Below are 18,491 nucleotides of genomic sequence, written 5' to 3' on the forward strand. Positions count from 1 at the left end.
TATTAGAAAATACTGATATCAGAGGTCTTTTTTGTAATCTGATTTGCAATAACAAGAATCACAAAATTTACTAGTGCATTAAAAAATCCTACTGCTGTTGCAAAACTGTATTGTGCATTTTGCAAACCAACCTTATATACATAAGTAGAAATAATCTCACTAACCTGTGTATTTGTTCCTGCCTGCATCAGATATACCTTCTCGTACCCCACTGTCATAATATTTCCCAGTGCAAGAATCAGCATAATAATAATCGTCGGCATAATCAGCGGAATATCTACATGAAGAATTCGCTGGAATTTTGTCGCACCATCCATAATGGCTGCCTCATGATATTCAGGACTAATTCCAGTCAGAGCTGCGATATATACGATCGCCGAAAACCCCATAGTCTGCCATATATTTGAGACAATATACATCGTTCTGAAATATTCTGCAGACGACATCAAGAGAAGTGGTCTCCCAATGAACTGCTGAATAATCGTATTCACAAATCCACTCGGTGCACAGATTACATTCATAATGCTGACAACTACTACATTAGATACAAAGTACGGTGCATAAGAGATCGTCTGTACAAGTTTTCTTTTTCTTTTCCCCTGAATCTGATTCAAAAGAAGCGCAAAAATAATTGGGATCGGGAACGAAAACAAAATAGTCAAAATGCTCAGTACTACAGTATTTACAATTACATTTTTTGCAATACTTGTGCTGAAAAATGCTGAAAAATGCTTCCAGATCGGTGTTGCCCAAGGAGATCCAAGGATTCCCAACGATCCTTTATAATCTTTAAAACTAATTAACAATCCATACATTGGATAATACGCAAAAATAATCAACCATATCAATGCCGGAAGCATCAGTACATATAAGCGCCAATTATGTATCATCAGCTTTTTATATTTGTTTTTCTTTACTCTCCCCATATTGCCTCCATCCGCCGCACGATAACGTGTGAAACCCTGTCCTCATTTGCAAACCAAAAAGAAATCCTTCCCGTTTTAGTTGGATACATGAAAATCTTTGTTCCAGCCTTTTCGCCATCATTTATATAAAGTTCTACTGTTCTGCGATCCATAAAGATTTCCAGCTTTTCCAGTTTTTCTATCTCTGCAATATATCTTGCCTGCTTATCTTTACTCTTACTTGACTGCAATTCCACTATCGATTTTTTTCCAACTACTCTTAGGAAATCGCTTCCGTCATCAAAAAGAGTTACCGCAAATTCTGTTTTCCCGTTAAATTCCATACAGCAATAATAGCTATTTCCCGGAATTTCCAGTTCTGCAAACTTCCCAGTCTGCCATTCAAGCAAAACTTCTCTTTGAAGCGCGTAAACTGCATCAATTGGCTTCTGATAAAGCTTTCCATCTCTGATAGACAACTCTCTTGGAAGAGTAAAACCACCGCAGGCACCATGCTTAGTTGCAATCCGTTCTTCTGCCCAGTCACAAATCCATGCAATCATAATTCTCTTGCCATCGTGTTCCAAAGTCTGTGGCGCATAAAAATTGCAACCAAAATCACATACCTCCCTGCTTTGGACTGTGAATGTCTCGTTCTTCCATTCTCCTGTATAGTACATTACCGGCTGATATACTCCATATTTGGTACGAACCCCCATAACCGATGCCAAAAGCACCCAAGTATTATCCAGCGGAAAAAAATCTGGACATTCCATGCTCGGAATCTGCGGATCCTCCTCCTGAAGCAATGGCTTACAAAAGCTCCATTGAATCATATCCTCTGAAGAAAATAACAACACGCTTCCCTTACCACAATAGTTGGAAGCCACCACCATATACCACTTATCTTCAATCCTATTCACTTTTGGATCCCGAAAGTTCATGTCAATTCCTTTTACCGCATAAGCTGGTAAAATTTCTTTTTCTTCCACAAAACTGATCCCATCTGTACTCCATGCAGTTGCCTGAGACTGGCGAACATCTCCTGCACCCCCTCTTTTTTCAATATCACGGGTAAAAAATATACGCATTCCTTCCGGCAATACCACCGCCGAACCTGAAAATGCACCCCCTATCAGATCTGAAGAAGCAAGAATTTCAGCTTGAGGCTCCAGTGCATACGGGAGATGCTTCCAGTGAACAAGATCTGTACTCACTGCATGTCCCCAATACATATTATCCCATTTCTGATCATGTGGATTTGCCTGATAATACAAATGATATTTTCCATTCATCCAACACAATCCGTTCGGATCATTGTTCCAATTTACATATGGCGTAAAATGAAACTGTTCCCTGTAAGGAGTGTCCAACACTTCTGAGGGCTGTGGTTGTTCATTATTGACAATCAGATATTCAATTCCAGTCTCTTCTATTTCTTCATTTCCGCACAGATACATCTGACTGATCTGTGAATTCTCCCATACCACATGATATGCCGTATGCTCAGACAGCACGATTGTAACTCTGTGAAACAATTCATTTGACACCTCCGTGCCAAATACACGCTTACCTGCGCATTCCAGTAAAAATGTTCCATTCCGCTTTCCAGTTTTTCGAATAAACAACTCTACCTTTTTATAACTTCTGCTGTAAAACTTCATTTTCATCTCCTCTTTCCAAAAGTGGAACCCGTTCCATATCTGAATTATACATCGTCTCAGTTGTTCTGTCAATATTAACTTTCAGAAATTTTATATCTGAATCATTACTATATTATTCAAAACTCTTTCATAATTTTTAGGAGTATCTGTATAACACATTTTTGTTTAATTGCACCTACAATCGGAAGGCAACAGTTAAATATGAGAAACACACAAAACAGAGCTAACTATATTGTTTTCTTATCGTCAATATAGCTAGCTCTGCCTTATAGTTTGTGTGGAACACTTCAAATTGTTCCACCCTTAATTAATTCTACATCACAGACCTGTTTTTCCTCCACATGAGTATCACCGTCCAAAAGTCGCATAATCGTATCCACACAACATTTTGCCATTTTAGGGATATCCTGTTTTACAGTTGTCAGAGGAGGACTTACAAGCTTTCCAAGATCCAATCCATCATATCCTATGATCTTTAAGTCCTCTGGAACACGAATTCCCCTCTTTTTAACCACTGCCATACATGCTACTGCCAGAAGATCTCCCGCGTATACCGCATCCACATCATCAAACAAATCTAAATACTTTTCAACTATCCACATATAATATTCATAACTCAATACATTCCACTCCACCTCGGCAGAAATGACAGAAATACCATTTTTGTTTAAAATCTGTTTCATACCGAGTCCACGTTCCTCAAACGGATGATGTATATACGTTTTTCCTTCCAAAGTCAGAATTTTTTTACAACCTGCCTGAATAATCTGATCTGCAATCAGCTGTGCTCCTTTTTTATTATCTGATGTAATAATTGGAATTCCCTTCCCCCAGTTTCGGTCCATGCTGACAATCGGTTTTTTTACCCTCTTCAGGATTTTTTCTGATGGCGGATCTACTCCAACAATCAGACCGTCCATTACATTTTTTTCCATCAGATCAATCAATTCTTCCACTCGATTACTTATTTCAATCGTATTACATACAAGCGCGCGATATCCATAGCGAAACAGTTCCATCTCTGTGTATTTCATAAACTTTGCAAAAAACGGATTTTCCAGATCTGGAACAATCACGCCAATCACACCGCTCTTGTTTCGATATAAATTTCTTGCCAGCTCATTTGGCTGATAGTTCAATACTTTAACTGCCTCTTCAATTTTTTTCCTCGTTTCTTCCGACACATACCCAGTTTTATTTAACGCTCTTGATACTGTTCCTACTCCAACGCCCGCATAAGCGGCCACCTCTCTGATTCCCGCCATTTCCTCTACACTCACTTTACTTTTTATCAGCCTTTACTGACTATTTTTTATCTTTTTGATGTCCGGCACAAATAATCTATTTACCTTACATTCTTATAATAAGCATCATACCATCTCATCAAGATACTCTGCAATCCTTTTATGTGTATAACTTTTCATTTACTAGTATAAACCTCTATCCGTAGAAAACAGAAGCCTCTGCTGCTCACAGCAAAGGCTTCTGCTCACTTTCAGAATTTTTTTAATTTCTGTTTTTCATGCGATCTGCAGATCACAGCTTCTCAAAATCCTCTACGCCATGCTTGCAAAGCGGACAGATATAATCTGCCGGAAGCTCATCGCCTTCATAGATAAATCCGCAGATCTTACATACGTAGCCTGTCTTATCGGTCGTCGGCTGTGGCTTCGGCTTAATGTGGTCAAAATAGTACTGATACGTCACGCTCGGCACGTTTGAGAGAACTGCTGACTCTGTCACATCTGCTACAAACAGCGTATGCGTATCGTAATCGTACTCTTCTGTCACCTTTCCGGAAATTACAGCATTTGAGTACTCCGGTACGTAGCGCAGACCGTTTGCTGTACGAGCTTCTGATCCGGCCTGAGCAAACTTGTCCACATCGCGTCCGCTCTGGAAACCGAACTGCTGGAATACCTTGAACGGAACGTCTGTCGTCAGAACAGATACGTTAAACTCGCCTGTTTTCTTGATAATATCATGCGTATAGTTTGCCTTGTTAACTGCGATCGCAATACGCTTCTTCACGTCTGTCACCTGCATCACTGTATTGATAATGCAGCCGTTATCCTTGCTTCCGTCGTTTGCACTCAGTACAAACAGACCATAGGAAAGCTTGAACATCGCATTCGGATCGATCTCTGCCTTCACTGCGATCTCTTCTTTCTTCGCCTCCGGCATCGGCAGCGTCTTAGCTGCGCCCGGAACAGATTCTGCGATCGCATCTGCAAGTGCGTCTACCTGTGCCAGCTGATCTTTCTTCAGAGAAGAGATCACTGTCAGCGTATTCTCCAGAATCGTCATATTCTTGCACTTTTCAAACTGCTCACGCATCAGGCTGCCGCTTGTCGGCGCCCATGAACCATTCTCGATCAGGGCGATCGTACGGTTCTGGATATTATGTGCTACGAGATCGTAGATCAGCGCTTCCATATTTACGAAAATGCCTGCATTGTACGTCGTAGACGCAAATACAAGATGGCTCCACTTAAACGCAGCTGCAATAATATCAGACGCAGGAGTCACAGAGACATCGAACATCACCGTCTTCACACCGCGCTCACGCAGACGGCATGCAAGGATCTCAGCTACATTCTCTGTATGTCCGTAAACAGACGCATACGCGATCACTACGCCATACTCTTCCGGCGCATAGGAGCTCCAGTGCATGTACTTGCCGATAAAGTCACCGATATTTCTTCTCCATACAAAGCCATGCAGCGGACAGATCATGTTGATCTCCAAAGTAGCTGCCTTTTTGAGGAGAGCCTGTACCTGATCACCGTATTTTCCTACGATATTTGTATAATATCTTCTTGCTTCATCGAGGTAGTCACGCTCAAAGTCCACCTCATCTGCGAACAGAGCGCCATTGAGCGCACCGAATGTACCAAAGCCATCTGCTGAAAACAGGATCTTGTCCGTTGTATCGTAAGAAACCATAACCTCCGGCCAGTGAACCATCGGAGCCATCACGAATACCAGATTGTGCTTTCCAAAGCTGAAGCTGTCGCCCTCGTTCATCAGGATCGCACGGGAATCAATGTCAAACTCAAAATACTGCTTCATCATATTCGCGATCTTCTGGTTACAGATGATCTGTACCTCAGGATAACGCATCACAACTTCCTGGATCGCCTCTGAATGGTCCGGCTCCATATGGTGGATCACCATGTAGTCAAGCTTACGTCCGTCAAGAACCTCTGCAATGTTCTCAAAGAATGTACCCTTTACAGCTTTATCCACTGTATCAAAAAGAACGGTCTTTTCATCCAGCAGCAGGTAGGAGTTGTAGGAAACTCCATCCGGTACGGAATATACGCCCTCAAACATCGCAAGGCGACGGTCATTACTGCCGACCCAATACAGGTCATCTGTCACTTTTCTGTAGCAATACATGTCTTTCCCTCCTGTGAGTTTTTCAATAATAATAATCATTTTTATTATATCACAGGTTCTTTTAAATTTCCATAGGAAATCCTATAAAATTTTCTTAAACAAATTTACCCGGATTTGCCTGAACAAATCATCTAAATACTATGAAAAAAGCAGCCAGGTGCCTCCGATGCCTGATGCCGCCCGGAAAGCTCCCCTGCTGCTCTTTTGTCTGTCAATTCTGCCTTCAGGCATTTTCTTTCATGTACGCTTCAATCTGCTCGCGCGTAGGAATCGAGGCGATAGCGCCCTTGCTCTGTACGCAAATGCATCCGGATACATTGCCATACTCCATCGCGTTGCGGATAATATCTGCGGTAAGATCCTCCGCTTTCTCAACTCCCTGGATCCTCAGACTGGAAAGGAAGCCGCCCCAGAAGGCATCGCCCGCACCAGTTGCGTCCACTGCCTTTACCTTGCGTCCCTGGATACGGATCACCTCGTCTCCGAAAAATGCCTGCGCGCCGTCTGCCCCGAGCGTCTCTACCAAAACCGTGATACCATGCTTCTTCATCAGGGCCGGAAGCGCCTCCACTCCGCCCATCATCTCGACCTCCTCATCAGAGATCTTGAGCAGATCTACATATTTTAAAACATCCATAACCGCATCCGTACATGCCTGTACATCATCATTCCAGACTACGTTGCGGTAATTCACGTCAAAGCTCACAAGTCTGCCCAGCTCATGTCCTACACGCATCGCCTTTACCGTTGCGTCCACGGCCGGTCCGGAGGAAAGTGTGAAAGATCCTGCATGTACGATCGCAGAATCGCGGATATCTTCTTCTTTTACATCCGCCTCTGAGAGAAACAGATCTGCACCCGGCTTTCTTGCAAACGTAAATACACGCTCCCCGTCTTCCTTGAGCGTCACAAAGGCCATCGTCGTCACAGCCTCTTTACACAGATCCGGGCAGGCCGCCGTCACATGATGCTCCGCCAGCGTATCCATCAGAAAATGTCCAAAATCATCCTCTCCCACCTTGCAGCACATGCTTGCCGAAAGACCATTCTTCGCCACTGCGATCGCCACATTTGTCGGAGCTCCTCCTGCTTTTCTGATATAGCTTGCCGGTTCACTGCCCGGGATAAAATCAATCAGCATTTCTCCAATACTATATACATCCGTCATACTGTTACCCTCCTGGATCTTCATAATTCAACCGCCGCACCATCCGCTTTTATGTATGATACGGCAGTTCCAGTATATCCGTTTCAAGGCGGAAAGTCAATCATATAGCAGAATCCTTCCCGGCCGCCCCCCCGGCACAGGTCTTCCTCTTGCAATATCTGCAGCTATCCTATATGATAATCATGCAGATTTTGTTCTGTAAAAAACAGGAACGGGAGGATGTTGTTATGAAAACCTTGAAAAAGGCACTTCAGACGTTTTGTCTGGCACTTGCATTGTCACTTGTTGTACCAGCAGTTTTTCCTGCTGCCGGAGAGGTAGCGGCCGTCTCTGCCGCTTCCAGGATCAGTAAAAAGTCCGTCACACTGTCCAGAGGCGAATCGGTCAGACTGAAAGTCACCGGAACAAGCAAAAAGATCAAATGGTCAAGCAGTAAAAAATCTGTGGCATCTGTCACTGCAAAAGGAAAAGTCACCGCAAAGAAAAGCGGTACTGCCATTATTACTGCAAAGTTTGGAAAGAAAAAGCTTACCTGCAGGGTAATTGTCAAAAAAGCTGCTTCAAATAACAAAAACCCTGGAAATCAATCGGGAAGCCACGCACAGAACAGACCGGATCCTGATACTCCAACACAAAGCCCCTCTGTCGGAGACAGCGTCTGGATCCCGCGGACCGGATCCAAATACCACCGGACTCCTGACTGCAGCGGTATGAATTCACCGACTCAGGTATCTCGCAGTGAAGCTATCTCGATGGGCTATGAGCCGTGCAAAAGATGTTATTAAGCCGCCGTATGCTAAAATATAAAAACCTCCGCGCCATACTGCTTTCCCTATAAGCCGTATGACGCAGAGGTTTTCTTTTTCTATGCTTCTTTGCATTATCCTGTCTGATAAAATTCTTCTGTCATTATCTTTCTGGAGCTGCAGGCTTATTTATCCTCCAGCTCTCCTTCCCACTGAAAGCTTCCTTCCTCCACGGGAAGCCGTTTTTCCACCGGCAGTATCTCTTCAAAAGCCTTATGCGGTTCCGTCTGATACCAGTATGCCGTCGAAGACCAGTCGTCACTGCGGTGATTTGCATGGCCATGCTCGATCGTCACCTTTATGGATTTTTCAAACATAACCGGATCCGTTATATGATACCGGTAATACGTGATCTTTCCCTTCCAGTTATCCTTTCCCCCGAGGATCAGACCATGATACGGAGCGCTGTACTCCTGCGTCGGACACCATGCCATATTGACATAATCCTCCGTGCCGGTCCCATGCAGTCTCGGCGGCCAGGGTTCCCCGTCAATAAAGATCATATCATCGCCTTCCCCCGGCCAGTCCCAAAGCGCATTCTGATGCAGATTATGGATATTTACATTGCAGCCGACATAATGGCCCTTTCCCTCTGCCTCCATCAGCACATAGTTCTCCTCTCCCGTAGTATTCTCACCGCCAAAACACCAGTCTCTGTGTGTTTTGAATTCCTGTTCCTCCCTGCCCTGTGTCGGCAGCTCACGGTGCCATTTTGCATGGAAGCGAAGCATATCCTCTGGAAGCGCCTTATACTCCTCATAGTCAATATAATAATACAGAAGCAGTTCTCTGCCGCTTTCATTAGTCACGGTGATTCTTGCCTGTGTCGCAAACGGCATCGGGAACCAACAGTTAAATCCTCTGCCATCCTCGGGACTCATCTGAAGTGGCTCACTCACAAAGTTTTTACTCATGGCATGACCCATGCCAAAAAAGTCTCCGGTCGGAGCAAGCACACTCGGCTCTTTTTCACCATCCCAGTACATACGAAGCACAGACTTTCTCAAATAATGCTTCTCTTCCACCACGTCATCATTCGCCAGCGTAAACCAGATATGATTAATACAGCCTGCCGCATGAATATCACACAGGGTAAACGTCTCTCCCGGCTGGATATGGATCCTGTCATCGTTTCCTCCCGTTCTGTCGTAACTGGATACTCTCATTCTTTTTGAGTCTCTGGCAACCGCGATCGTAGAAAGCGATGCCGGTAAAATAGTGTTTGCCATAATATACCTCCATTTTCTATCTGCTTTTGTATCGTCTGTTTTTGTATCGTTGTCAGCCCTTGATTCCCGCTGTTTTTACTCCTTCAGTAATCTGCTTCTGGAATACGAAGAATAATATGATGATCGGGAGTGCTGATACGCACGATGCCGCAAGCACGAGATTCCACTCAACGGCCTGTGCACTCTTAAAGTTCGCAATTGCAATCTGTACCAGCCAAAGCTCACGATCCTGTGCCACAATCAGCGGCCACAGATAGTTGTTCCAGTTCGCAAGAAAAAATGCTACTGCGAGCGTTACCGCAATTGGCTTGGAAAGCGGCAGTACAATTCTCCAGAACACACCAAAATACGATGCTCCATCTATTTTTGCCGATTCCTCCAGTTCCTTTGGAATACCGAGGAAGAACTGGTGAAACAGGAAAATGCCGTATGCATTTGGGATCATCGGAATAATGATTCCCCACAGATTGTTGATCAGTCCCATATTTTTAATGATGATAAAAAGAGGGATCATAATAACGGAGAATGGAATCATCAGCGTACTGATAATCCAGGTGAAAATCACCTTTCTTCCTCTGAAGTTCAGACGTGCCAACGCATAACCGGACATTGCATGGAACAGCAGAGCTACTACCGTTACAATCGTTGCAACATAAAAAGAATTAAAAATATTACCTCCAAAGTTTTCTTCCGTAAATACTGTCTTATAATTTTCCAGAGTCAAAGTCGAAGGGTTCGGAAACAGATTCATATTAAATACATCCTGCGACTCTTTAAAGGAGCTGATGATCAACAGGTAAACCGGAAATACGATCACGACCGCGATCGCCAGTGCCAGAAGCACCAGCAGAGCATTACATACTTTCTTTTTTGTCATACTGCGTCACCTCCTAATCTTCCTTTCCTTTCATCAGCTTCATCTGAATGAGCGTCAGCACCATGATAATAATAAACAATACAAACGCCAGTGCGGAAGAATACCCCATCTCAAAGGTTCGAAACGCCTGATCGTATATGTACAGCACAGAAGTAGTGGTAGCACTTGCCGGTCCTCCTGCCGTCATGACGTTGATTTGGTCAAATGCCTGAAATGAACCGATCGCACACATAACAAGAACGAACACACTCGTATCTTTCACAAGAGGAAGCGTAATCTTGAAAAATTTCTGAATCGGTCCCGCACCGTCGATCTCTGCCGCTTCATAATAGTTATGCGGGATATCCTTGATCGCAGCAAGAAACAGGATCGTATTATATCCCAACACGAGCCATACGCCTACAACCACAGTGGACGGAAGCGCCTGCGTCGTTGATGCGAGGAAGCGCTGTTTTTCACCACCTGCCAATGCGAGGAGCTGGTTTAGAAATCCATTCATCGGATTGTAAATAAATGACCACACAATACCTGCAATGACTGTGGAAATCGCATACGGCAGGAAAAACGCCGTTCTGAAAAAAGACTGGAGTTTCCCGTGCAGTGCATGTAGCAGGCAGGCCAGTAAAAGAGAAAGCACAAATACACTTGGCACATACATAAGCGCATATTTTACTGTCACAATAATACTGTTAATGAATTTGGAATCTTTCGCCATCTTAATATAATTCTGGATTCCAATAAATTCCATCTCTGATAACCCATTCCAACTGTGCAGACTGATAAAAAATGCGTAGATAATCGGAATAAATACAAAAATCAGCAATCCGGCCACATCCGGCAGCAGCATGAGATATGCGGTCAGAGCTTCTTTTTTCTTTCCCTTCGCCATTCTTTTCTTTTTCATACAGTTTTCACTCCTTTATGAAAGGGCTGCATATTGCAGCAGCCCCCTTCCTAAGACCCCATATTATAATGCACCGTCGTAACTGCTCAGGAAATCGTTGATACTTTCTTCTGCCAGCGTCACTGTATCTTCCAGGCTTACACTTGTGTCAAAGTACGCTGACTGCAGCATATCCTGAAGAATTGTAGAAACCTCTGCCGGAAGCCTTTTCTCCGGCTGCTCTGTACCGAGAATATTATTTGTAAATTCCGCACACAGCCCCTGCTGATAAACTTCTTCGTTTGCATCAATAATGGACTGTCTCGGAGCAAAAGCAAACTTCGTCTGTGTACACCACTGCTCCATTCTCGCCGGATCATCGCCAAACATCCATACTGCAAATTTTGCTGCCTCTTCTGCGTTTTTAGAATTTGCATTTGCACAGATCTTCCATCCGCCTGCAACCGAAGCAGCTTCTCCGCCTTCCGGAACCGGAAGCGGTGCTACACCGATCTGCTCTGCCATTTCTGGATAATTATTCTGCATCTGCGAAATTGCCCACGTACCGTTGATCTGCATAGCTGTTTCACCCTCACAGAGCATACCAATCTCTGTATTTCCGCGGCTCGGTTTAATGTTTGCATACCCTTCTTCAAACATCTTGCGCTTAATCTCAAGATTATTAAGAACGCCTTCTTTGTTCAGAGCTGCTGCTGTCTTGTCCTCATTATATATATCATTTCCAGTCTGCCACAGGAACGGATACCACTCGAAAAGCTGATGTGTGCCCTTTACTGTCTCCATCGTAAATCCATATCTGGAATCTGTCGTAAGCGCTTTTGCTGCCTCATACAACTCATCCCATGTCTTCGGTACTTCTACACTTGCCTCTTCCAGAGCCGCTTTGTCATAATACAATCCGAACAGCTCCATCTCAAACGGAATGGCAAGAATCTCATCATCTACGCTCACACCTTCGATAGAAGACTCCGAGAAATCCTCCAGGACCTCCGGCTTGATATAGTCGTTTAGCGGCATCAGCACATCAGAGTTTGCATATTTCAGAAAAAGTCCCGGCGCTACGAGGAATACATCCGGACCTTCCCCCGAAGCAAACGCAGTCGCCATCTTTGTTCCGTTATAATCGTCCCACGGAATCTGCTCAAGCACTACTTCCACGTTGCTCTGCTCGGAATTATACTGGTCTACACAATTCTGAAAAAATTCAAGTTCTTTGTCTGAATGAAATACCCAGAATTTCAGCTCTTCTTTATCGTCCTTCGCAGAAACTGCCATTCCCGGCATCGCCATTGCTGCACACAGAATGATACTTAAAAGTCTTTTCTTCATAAGATAACCCTCCCATTTTTGCTGAAGCAAAAACGGCGCCTCTGGATTTGCTTCGTAACCTTATTGATATATTTATTATAAAGTGTGTTTTGTTAATTTTCCATTTTAATTATTTTATATTCATTATACTTTCTTTTTCTCTTAATCATTTTGCATAATAGTCTTTCTTTATAAAGAGAAAAAACCGCCATTTTGTATGACGATTTTTCCCATTTCTCTTTCTATTTTGTCAAACATTTTCTGTACTCCGCAGGTGTAATCCCCATCTTCTTCTTAAATGCTGTTACAAAATACTGCGAATTCTGATATCCGGTCAGTTCAGCGACGCGATAAATTTTTTCATTCGTATGGATCAGAAGCTCCTTCGCCTTCTCCATACGAAAATTTGTCAGATAATCCGTAAAATTCATCCCCATCTTATTCTTAAAATAATTACTCAGATAGCAGACAGACAGATGTACATGCTCCGCAACCTGCTCAAGAGACAGTTCCTTTGCATAATTTAGCTGCACATATTCCAGGATCTGGTTGATATAGAAGGAACTCATTCTGTTCCTCGCAACTGCATCTGCCTCCTGCGTCATCTCTGTAAGACTTTTCAACAACGACTCCGAAATCTCGCGAAAGTCCCGGATCTCCTCTACATTTCTTACAAATCCCAGGATTGCATCGCTGCAGTGCAGATCCATCCCCAATTCCTCCGCCACTGTCTCAATATTTTTCTGAAACAGCAATAAATGACGCTTCAGACGCAAAATGCCGCACCGGTGGACGCGATAGCTTTCGAGAAATTCCTCCAGCGCTTCTTCCATACGCTCTGCATTCCCGGTTTTTACTGCATTCATAACCTTCTACAGGCTTCTTCCGAAAAAATCACTCTATCCGTCTTACATTGCCCTGCAACGTGTAGCTGTTCATCCTGCGCATAAATGTATTGCTTCGCTGCTTCCAGCGCCTCAAAATATGCTGCTTTCATATCAGAAAAGCTTTCCCATCTCCGGCTTATTCCAAGGTAAAGCTTTCCCTCAAGACAGCTCTCCAGCTCTTCCAGTGCGGCCGGAACAGCCCGGATATCCGGCTCCTGCTCCCATACGAGAATCATCTGATAACCAAAGCATACATATGCAGCCAGTGTCTGCGGGAACAATTCCCGCACCCTTTGCTTCCATATTCCTGATTCCTGCTGCATTTTTTCTGGAATATCTCCCATATCCAGCACAGCGATACGATAGCTGCCTTCTCTGTCTGAAAGACCAAGCTTCTCCAGATTGTTTCTTTCCTCCTGCGGCTGCGATGCCCGGATCAGATTAAAAAAATGATTGTCTTCCATACTCTGCGTCCGCGTCATCTGACTGTTTTCCCGCTTTGCGGCAACACCATCCAAAGCAGCATACAATTCTTCTGCCTTCAGAGGCTTCAAGATAAAGTCATACACCTGATATTGCAACGCCTTTTTTGCATATTCAAAATCACTGTATCCACTGAGAATAATAAAATCCAGATTATGATATCGGTGCTTCAGATATCCGATCAGCTCAAGCCCGTCCTGCTTTGGCATACGGATGTCTGTCACGATCACATCCGGCACCCGCTTTCCAAGCATTTCTATTACAGCTACAGCGCTCTGACAGCTTCCCATCAGCTCATATTTATCCGGATACATTTCTATCAGCCGCGCTACCCCTCGTCTGACCTTTGGTTCATCATCTACCACTACTATTTTAAGCATAATGTCCTCCGTCTTCCAGCGGAATATTCTGGAAATTTTTTATAATCACAGATTCAGCGACTCTTTGGGAAAACGCAGCACGACCGCAGTTCCCTCTCCCCTGGCGCTGATAATTTCCAGCCCATACTGTTCTCCATACAAAAGCTTCAGTCTCTGATTGATATTACTAAGTCCCACGCGATCGCTGTCCTGTGACAGCACATAGGTGATCCGTTCCTGCGATATCCCTGCCCCATTATCAATGATCCGCAGCACTGCTTCTTCCTCTTCCAGCTCCGCTCTCACCTCGATCACCGCATGTTCCATATCCTGCGCAAACCCATGCACAATACAGTTTTCTACGATCGGCTGCAGCAGCATTCGAAATGTTTTATATGGATATACACGTTCATCTACTGAAAATCTCCCAAAGTGCATTTCGTACCGTTCTTCATAAATGTTGATATAATTTCGGATACACGAAAGCTCATCCTTCAGCGTTACGATGCTTTCTTTTTTGCTGATCGAGTACCTGAGTATCTCAGAAAAGGACGTGATCATGCGACAGATATCCGGCGCCGGGATGTCAAGAGCCATCCAATGCAGTGTATCCAGTGTGTTGTATATAAAATGTGGATTGATCTGTGCATTTAACGCCTGTATCTGATACTCCTTTTCTCTTTTATTCATTTCATTATTCTTCTGTATATAGCTTTCTATTTTCTGGTTCATTTCATTAAAGCTCTGATACAGCTTTCCGATCTCATCCTCCTGATCAATATACAGTCGTTTTCCTAACAGCTCTTTTTCCGGCACGCTCATTGCCACCACCATCTTCTGTATTGGATGAATCATATATTTTTGGATCATCAGCGCCCCGGATACTGAGAATAGTATAATAAACATCAGCAGGACAACGGTCATCTGAACCACCCACCTCCCTGATTTCAACACTTCCTCACGACTTTTCATAGAAATGTAATTCCAGTCATTATACTCAGATCGCAATCTCGTCACTACATATTGTTCGCCCTCATACTCCTGTTCACTGCATGTCCGCTCCGAAGACTGTACTGCCTGAAAAAAGTCTTTATCAAGCATATTTGCTGCTTCCAGATGATTACTCCAGATGATACTCCCTTCATCATCCACGATCAGATAGGTCGAATGATCATCCTGCTGTCCAAGAAGCTCAAACAGGTTTTCAAACAAGTCCAGATCTATATTCAGTACCAGCACTCCCTGCGGTTCCCATGTAGACGCCAGGTCTTTCACTACAAACGCACAGGAAAAATATTTTTCCTGATTTCTCACACTTTTCACTTCATACGTGGAAAGCCATGCTGCCGCCCCATTCTTTTCCCGTATCTGCTCCTGCCAGTGTACGTTATTGATGTAAAGCGTCTTAAAATTTCCAGTGACTGTTGAGTCCTGAAAGAAAACTTCTCCATCATCTGCAAACAGATAAACAGATTCCACATACTCTCCCTCACTTTGAATCCCCCGCAGATAGTCTGTCATCCTTACATAATCCAGAGGGATCCGCTCGTCCTCCTCTTCACGTATCATCTCGACAATACTAGTATCCTCATATATCTGATAGATAATATTCTCATAACGCTTAAGCTGCAGCTCTGTTGTTTTTAAAATATTTCCCAGCTCATTGGACTGATTGCTGTATTCCTGCTCGATCCAGGTCGTGCTTGCAGTCTGATATACCCATGCAGAGACGGCGCAGGTCGGTACCAATATAAAGATGATCAGTATCAGTATAAATTTTTTTCTAATTGATAAATCCTTTATTTTCATTTTTCTACCGGTCCCCTCCGTTTTCCTGTCCTCATCCGACCTTCTATACGCGGTACGGTTTTCTTATCTTCCCGACCTATTCATTTCAACGCCTGCCAGAGACTGCAACAGGCTTTTTCGTTACTATAAGCGCGGCTATTGCCGCCGCTGCACCGCCGATCAGCTTAGACACAAGCAGTGGAACGACCATGTCAGGCTCTGTGCCAAAAGTAAAGCCCATATGCGCAGCCAGTGCTGAAGCACCGCACACAAGAAACGCTGCATTGACGATCTTGCCTCTGTCATCCATATCCCTCATCATAGCCATCGCCGGCACCGGGCTTACAATTCCGATCAGAAGCCCGGCGATACTGGTTTCATTCATCCCGGTCACTTTGCCCGCCCACCGAAGCGGGCGTCCGAGCATCCGTTTTAGAAGCTCTGCGACCGGAAGGCTGCCCAGCATCACAATACCAATAGAAGACACCACTCCCATCGCCTCCTCTATTGGCGCCAGATCCCCGGCTAACGACACGCCAGTCATATATCGGACTGCTCCCGCGATCAGTCCGATCGTAGTAAGGATCCTGATCGCTCCTGCAAACCAACCGAACCCGCGAATCATTTTTTCCTGAAATCTGCCGATCCCTGCCATGAGTAAAAATGACAGAAGGAAAATGGGGAGACTCTGAAGCAGCACCGTGCTCACACGCAGCCCGCAGAAGAGGCCGCCCACAAGAAGTGCCAGCGGCATGACGCCAAGCCCCGTCAGAATACCCCTGGCAAACAGCGGACGATCCTCCTGTTCCAGCATCCCCATACCAACAGGGATCGTAAATGTAATCGTACAGCCAAACGTCGCCCCGATCACAAGCCCGGCATAGCTTGCCATCGCACTCTTTCTCGCAAGTTCTCCGGCAAGCTGATATCCGCCCATATCAATTGCCAGTATGCCTCCCAATGTCGCCGGGTCCAGCCCGGCCGCCAGCCACAAGGGCGCAGCAACGCGTTCCAGAAAGTCTGCAAGTACAGGCGCCAGACAGATAATCCCCGTCATAGAAAGCGCCGTGGCTCCAAGGAGCATAAATCCCTCTTCAAACCGTTTTCCAAATCCCAACCGGTTGCCCAGTATCCGGTCTGTCCCTCCGAGTACAGCCCCGGCTGCCATAATCCACATCATGATCGTATTCATCGTATGTTTTCCACTCCGTTCACCCAGCCCCTGTGTATAAAGCGCATTACTTCCTGTCCACCGGGCTGAAATACTTTCTTAATTGTAGCATCTGCATTTTCCTGTGACAACACCAACTGTCAATATTCTGATAAATGATATATCTCTCATTATTTCTCTTGACACCTATCTATTACAATACGAAGGATCCGGCTACGCGATTCTGCACAGCAAAGTGATTATGCATATCTTCTGCCTGATGAAATTGCATCCTTTACAACAAATACTGTTTATAATAATGAGAATACTCACCTCTCCTTTACGCAGGGCGGCGGACACGGCGGCTCACACCCACATTTAGTCCATGATTTTGTCCGCTCTATCATCGAAAACCGTAAACCGGCTATAGATGATATTATGGGCGCGTACTGGACGGGAACTGGAATCTGCGCACACGAATCCGCAATGCGAGGCGGAGAAGTCATCTCTATTCCTGCATTTGAAAATGTAGAATAAGAGCTTTTTAAGGTTCCAGAGCAAACAATATTTAAAACGCTAAGTCACAGGTTCCCCTCCTGACTTAGCGTTTTTGTTTACCCCTATATGGCTTCTGAAGAGCTTTATAACAGTTTTCTCAGAAGCTGCCTGCTTTTTTCGTGTATCAGCTTGATTTTATCCGGCGTAAGTGCGTCGATATGAATCCCACACGTACAGACTGCAGTACACGCTTTTTCTCTGGCAAATGTCTCTGCAAACAGCCTTGCCACTGCTTCTTCCTTATGTCCCATGCAGGACAGCACCGATGTAGTCACGCTCACGCCCTCTCCGGTAAGACTCGGCCGGGCTACGGATAAAACTGTGCTCCCTATGTGGGGACAGCTGCCCCCATATACGGCAAGTGTATAATCCCTTCCCATCTGAATCACATCACAAGTCAGAATATAACCATCAAATAGCTCAACTGTCATCCTCTGCCTCCATCCCCGTCCACGGCACAAAACGACCGCAGGTAATCCCAAACTGCAGCAGAACCTTTCCTACGACATGCCAGATCATATCCTCGACTGTTTTCGGATGATTATAGAAAGTCAGCACAGGAGGAACAATGACACAGCCCAGATCTGATACCTCTTTCAGATTTCGGATATGTACTTTTCCAAAAGGCATCTCCCGCGGTACAAGTACCACCTTACGTCCCTCCTTCAGGCAGACGTCTGCTGCACGCAAGATCAGGTTCTCCGCATATCCGGTTGCAATTCCCGCCAGCGTTTTCATTGTACATGGCATAATGATCATGCCATCTGTCACACAGGAGCCGCTGGAAATATCTGCCGCCATGTCCTCTACGCGGTAAACGGAATCTGCCAGCTCTAAAAGCTCCTCAAATGGGATTTTACTTTCCAGCTCCCAGGTCGTTCTTGCCCCGTTGCTTACGATCAAGTCTGCCTGACAGCCTGCTTCGCATGTTAATGCTTTTACCAGATAATAGCTCATTTCTACTCCGGTAGCTCCCGTTACTCCTACTATGATCCTCATACAG

At 44.8% G+C, this 18,491-nt stretch carries 16 protein-coding genes; 1 reads left to right on the forward strand and 15 read right to left on the reverse strand.

Annotated features, from left to right (window positions below):
- Window positions 1-2: 2 nt before the first annotated feature.
- The 5 genes from QOX44_RS15640 to QOX44_RS15660 form a co-directional block, all read right to left on the reverse strand.
- Complete coding sequence (locus QOX44_RS15640) at window positions 3-926, reverse strand: ABC transporter permease (RefSeq protein WP_283684481.1); 924 nt, start codon at window positions 924-926, stop codon at window positions 3-5.
- Window positions 914-2,575, reverse strand: coding sequence for a GH32 C-terminal domain-containing protein (locus tag QOX44_RS15645; protein ID WP_331488436.1), 1,662 nt, complete (start codon window positions 2,573-2,575; stop codon window positions 914-916). The genes QOX44_RS15640 and QOX44_RS15645 overlap by 13 nt, the downstream gene beginning before the upstream one ends.
- Before the next feature lie 281 nt (window positions 2,576-2,856).
- A complete protein-coding gene (locus tag QOX44_RS15650; RefSeq protein WP_283684482.1) occupies window positions 2,857-3,834 on the reverse strand; it encodes a LacI family DNA-binding transcriptional regulator in 978 nt (325 codons plus the stop codon).
- 271 nt (window positions 3,835-4,105) lie between these two features.
- A complete protein-coding gene (locus QOX44_RS15655) occupies window positions 4,106-5,971 on the reverse strand; it encodes a flavin reductase (RefSeq protein WP_283684485.1) in 1,866 nt (621 codons plus the stop codon).
- Between the two features lie 223 nt (window positions 5,972-6,194).
- On the reverse strand, window positions 6,195-7,139 hold the full coding sequence (locus tag QOX44_RS15660; RefSeq protein ID WP_283684487.1) for a carbohydrate kinase family protein: 945 nt from the start codon (window positions 7,137-7,139) through the stop codon (window positions 6,195-6,197).
- A gap of 227 nt (window positions 7,140-7,366) precedes the next feature.
- Here QOX44_RS15660 and QOX44_RS15665 point away from each other — a divergent pair, with 227 nt between their 5' ends.
- Complete coding sequence (locus QOX44_RS15665) at window positions 7,367-7,924, forward strand: Ig-like domain-containing protein (RefSeq protein ID WP_283684490.1); 558 nt, start codon at window positions 7,367-7,369, stop codon at window positions 7,922-7,924.
- A 146-nt stretch (window positions 7,925-8,070) separates the two neighbouring features.
- On the opposite strand, the gene QOX44_RS15670 is transcribed toward QOX44_RS15665, so the two are convergent.
- The 10 genes from QOX44_RS15670 to QOX44_RS15715 form a co-directional block, all read right to left on the reverse strand.
- Window positions 8,071-9,174, reverse strand: a complete 1,104-nt coding sequence (locus tag QOX44_RS15670) for a glycoside hydrolase family 172 protein (RefSeq protein WP_283684492.1) — start codon at window positions 9,172-9,174, stop codon at window positions 8,071-8,073.
- A 52-nt stretch (window positions 9,175-9,226) separates the two neighbouring features.
- Window positions 9,227-10,051 carry a carbohydrate ABC transporter permease gene (locus QOX44_RS15675; protein WP_283684495.1) on the reverse strand — a complete coding sequence of 275 codons (825 nt, stop codon included), beginning with the start codon at window positions 10,049-10,051 and terminating at the stop codon, window positions 9,227-9,229.
- A 13-nt stretch (window positions 10,052-10,064) separates the two neighbouring features.
- Window positions 10,065-10,955 (reverse strand): carbohydrate ABC transporter permease, encoded by an 891-nt coding sequence (locus tag QOX44_RS15680; protein ID WP_283684497.1) that lies wholly within the window; start codon window positions 10,953-10,955, stop codon window positions 10,065-10,067.
- Window positions 10,956-11,018: 63 nt separating this feature from the next.
- Entirely contained in the window at window positions 11,019-12,284 is a 1,266-nt protein-coding gene (locus QOX44_RS15685; RefSeq protein WP_283684499.1) for an ABC transporter substrate-binding protein, read from the reverse strand.
- A 221-nt stretch (window positions 12,285-12,505) separates the two neighbouring features.
- Window positions 12,506-13,129 carry a helix-turn-helix domain-containing protein gene (locus QOX44_RS15690; RefSeq protein ID WP_283684502.1) on the reverse strand — a complete coding sequence of 208 codons (624 nt, stop codon included), beginning with the start codon at window positions 13,127-13,129 and terminating at the stop codon, window positions 12,506-12,508.
- The gene (locus QOX44_RS15695) at window positions 13,126-14,013 is read right to left on the reverse strand and encodes a response regulator (RefSeq protein ID WP_283684504.1); all 888 of its coding nucleotides are present in this window, start codon (window positions 14,011-14,013) and stop codon (window positions 13,126-13,128) included. Before QOX44_RS15695 ends, QOX44_RS15690 begins: the two co-directional genes overlap by 4 nt.
- A gap of 45 nt (window positions 14,014-14,058) precedes the next feature.
- Complete coding sequence (locus QOX44_RS15700; RefSeq protein ID WP_283684507.1) at window positions 14,059-15,801, reverse strand: cache domain-containing sensor histidine kinase; 1,743 nt, start codon at window positions 15,799-15,801, stop codon at window positions 14,059-14,061.
- An 85-nt stretch (window positions 15,802-15,886) separates the two neighbouring features.
- On the reverse strand, window positions 15,887-16,972 hold the full coding sequence (locus tag QOX44_RS15705) for an ethanolamine utilization protein EutH (RefSeq protein WP_283684509.1): 1,086 nt from the start codon (window positions 16,970-16,972) through the stop codon (window positions 15,887-15,889).
- Window positions 16,973-17,571: 599 nt separating this feature from the next.
- The gene (locus tag QOX44_RS15710; RefSeq protein WP_283684511.1) at window positions 17,572-17,919 is read right to left on the reverse strand and encodes a prenylated flavin chaperone LpdD; all 348 of its coding nucleotides are present in this window, start codon (window positions 17,917-17,919) and stop codon (window positions 17,572-17,574) included.
- On the reverse strand, window positions 17,909-18,487 hold the full coding sequence (locus QOX44_RS15715; RefSeq protein WP_283684513.1) for a UbiX family flavin prenyltransferase: 579 nt from the start codon (window positions 18,485-18,487) through the stop codon (window positions 17,909-17,911). The genes QOX44_RS15710 and QOX44_RS15715 overlap by 11 nt, the downstream gene beginning before the upstream one ends.
- Between the last annotated feature and the right edge of the window lie 4 nt (window positions 18,488-18,491).

Source organism: Parablautia sp. Marseille-Q6255 (assembly GCF_951230155.1).
Lineage (GTDB): Bacteria > Bacillota > Clostridia > Lachnospirales > Lachnospiraceae > Choladousia.

Bases quoted from the DNA above. Each gene is read 5' to 3' on its own strand.
- QOX44_RS15680 (WP_283684497.1), bottom strand. From the start codon at position 10,955: ATGAAAAAGAAAAGAATGGCGAAGGGAAAGAAAAAAGAAGCTCTGACC.
- QOX44_RS15640 (WP_283684481.1), bottom strand. From the start codon at position 926: ATGGGGAGAGTAAAGAAAAACAAATATAAAAAGCTGATGATACATAAT.
- QOX44_RS15695 (WP_283684504.1), bottom strand. From the start codon at position 14,013: ATGCTTAAAATAGTAGTGGTAGATGATGAACCAAAGGTCAGACGAGGG.
- QOX44_RS15670 (WP_283684492.1), bottom strand. From the start codon at position 9,174: ATGGCAAACACTATTTTACCGGCATCGCTTTCTACGATCGCGGTTGCC.
- QOX44_RS15690 (WP_283684502.1), bottom strand. From the start codon at position 13,129: ATGAATGCAGTAAAAACCGGGAATGCAGAGCGTATGGAAGAAGCGCTG.
- QOX44_RS15675 (WP_283684495.1), bottom strand. From the start codon at position 10,051: ATGACAAAAAAGAAAGTATGTAATGCTCTGCTGGTGCTTCTGGCACTG.
- QOX44_RS15700 (WP_283684507.1), bottom strand. From the start codon at position 15,801: ATGAAAATAAAGGATTTATCAATTAGAAAAAAATTTATACTGATACTG.
- QOX44_RS15665 (WP_283684490.1), top strand. From the start codon at position 7,367: ATGAAAACCTTGAAAAAGGCACTTCAGACGTTTTGTCTGGCACTTGCA.
- QOX44_RS15660 (WP_283684487.1), bottom strand. From the start codon at position 7,139: ATGACGGATGTATATAGTATTGGAGAAATGCTGATTGATTTTATCCCG.
- QOX44_RS15710 (WP_283684511.1), bottom strand. From the start codon at position 17,919: ATGACAGTTGAGCTATTTGATGGTTATATTCTGACTTGTGATGTGATT.
- QOX44_RS15655 (WP_283684485.1), bottom strand. From the start codon at position 5,971: ATGTATTGCTACAGAAAAGTGACAGATGACCTGTATTGGGTCGGCAGT.
- QOX44_RS15645 (WP_331488436.1), bottom strand. From the start codon at position 2,575: ATGAAAATGAAGTTTTACAGCAGAAGTTATAAAAAGGTAGAGTTGTTT.
- QOX44_RS15715 (WP_283684513.1), bottom strand. From the start codon at position 18,487: ATGAGGATCATAGTAGGAGTAACGGGAGCTACCGGAGTAGAAATGAGC.
- QOX44_RS15685 (WP_283684499.1), bottom strand. From the start codon at position 12,284: ATGAAGAAAAGACTTTTAAGTATCATTCTGTGTGCAGCAATGGCGATG.
- QOX44_RS15650 (WP_283684482.1), bottom strand. From the start codon at position 3,834: ATGGCGGGAATCAGAGAGGTGGCCGCTTATGCGGGCGTTGGAGTAGGA.
- QOX44_RS15705 (WP_283684509.1), bottom strand. From the start codon at position 16,972: ATGAATACGATCATGATGTGGATTATGGCAGCCGGGGCTGTACTCGGA.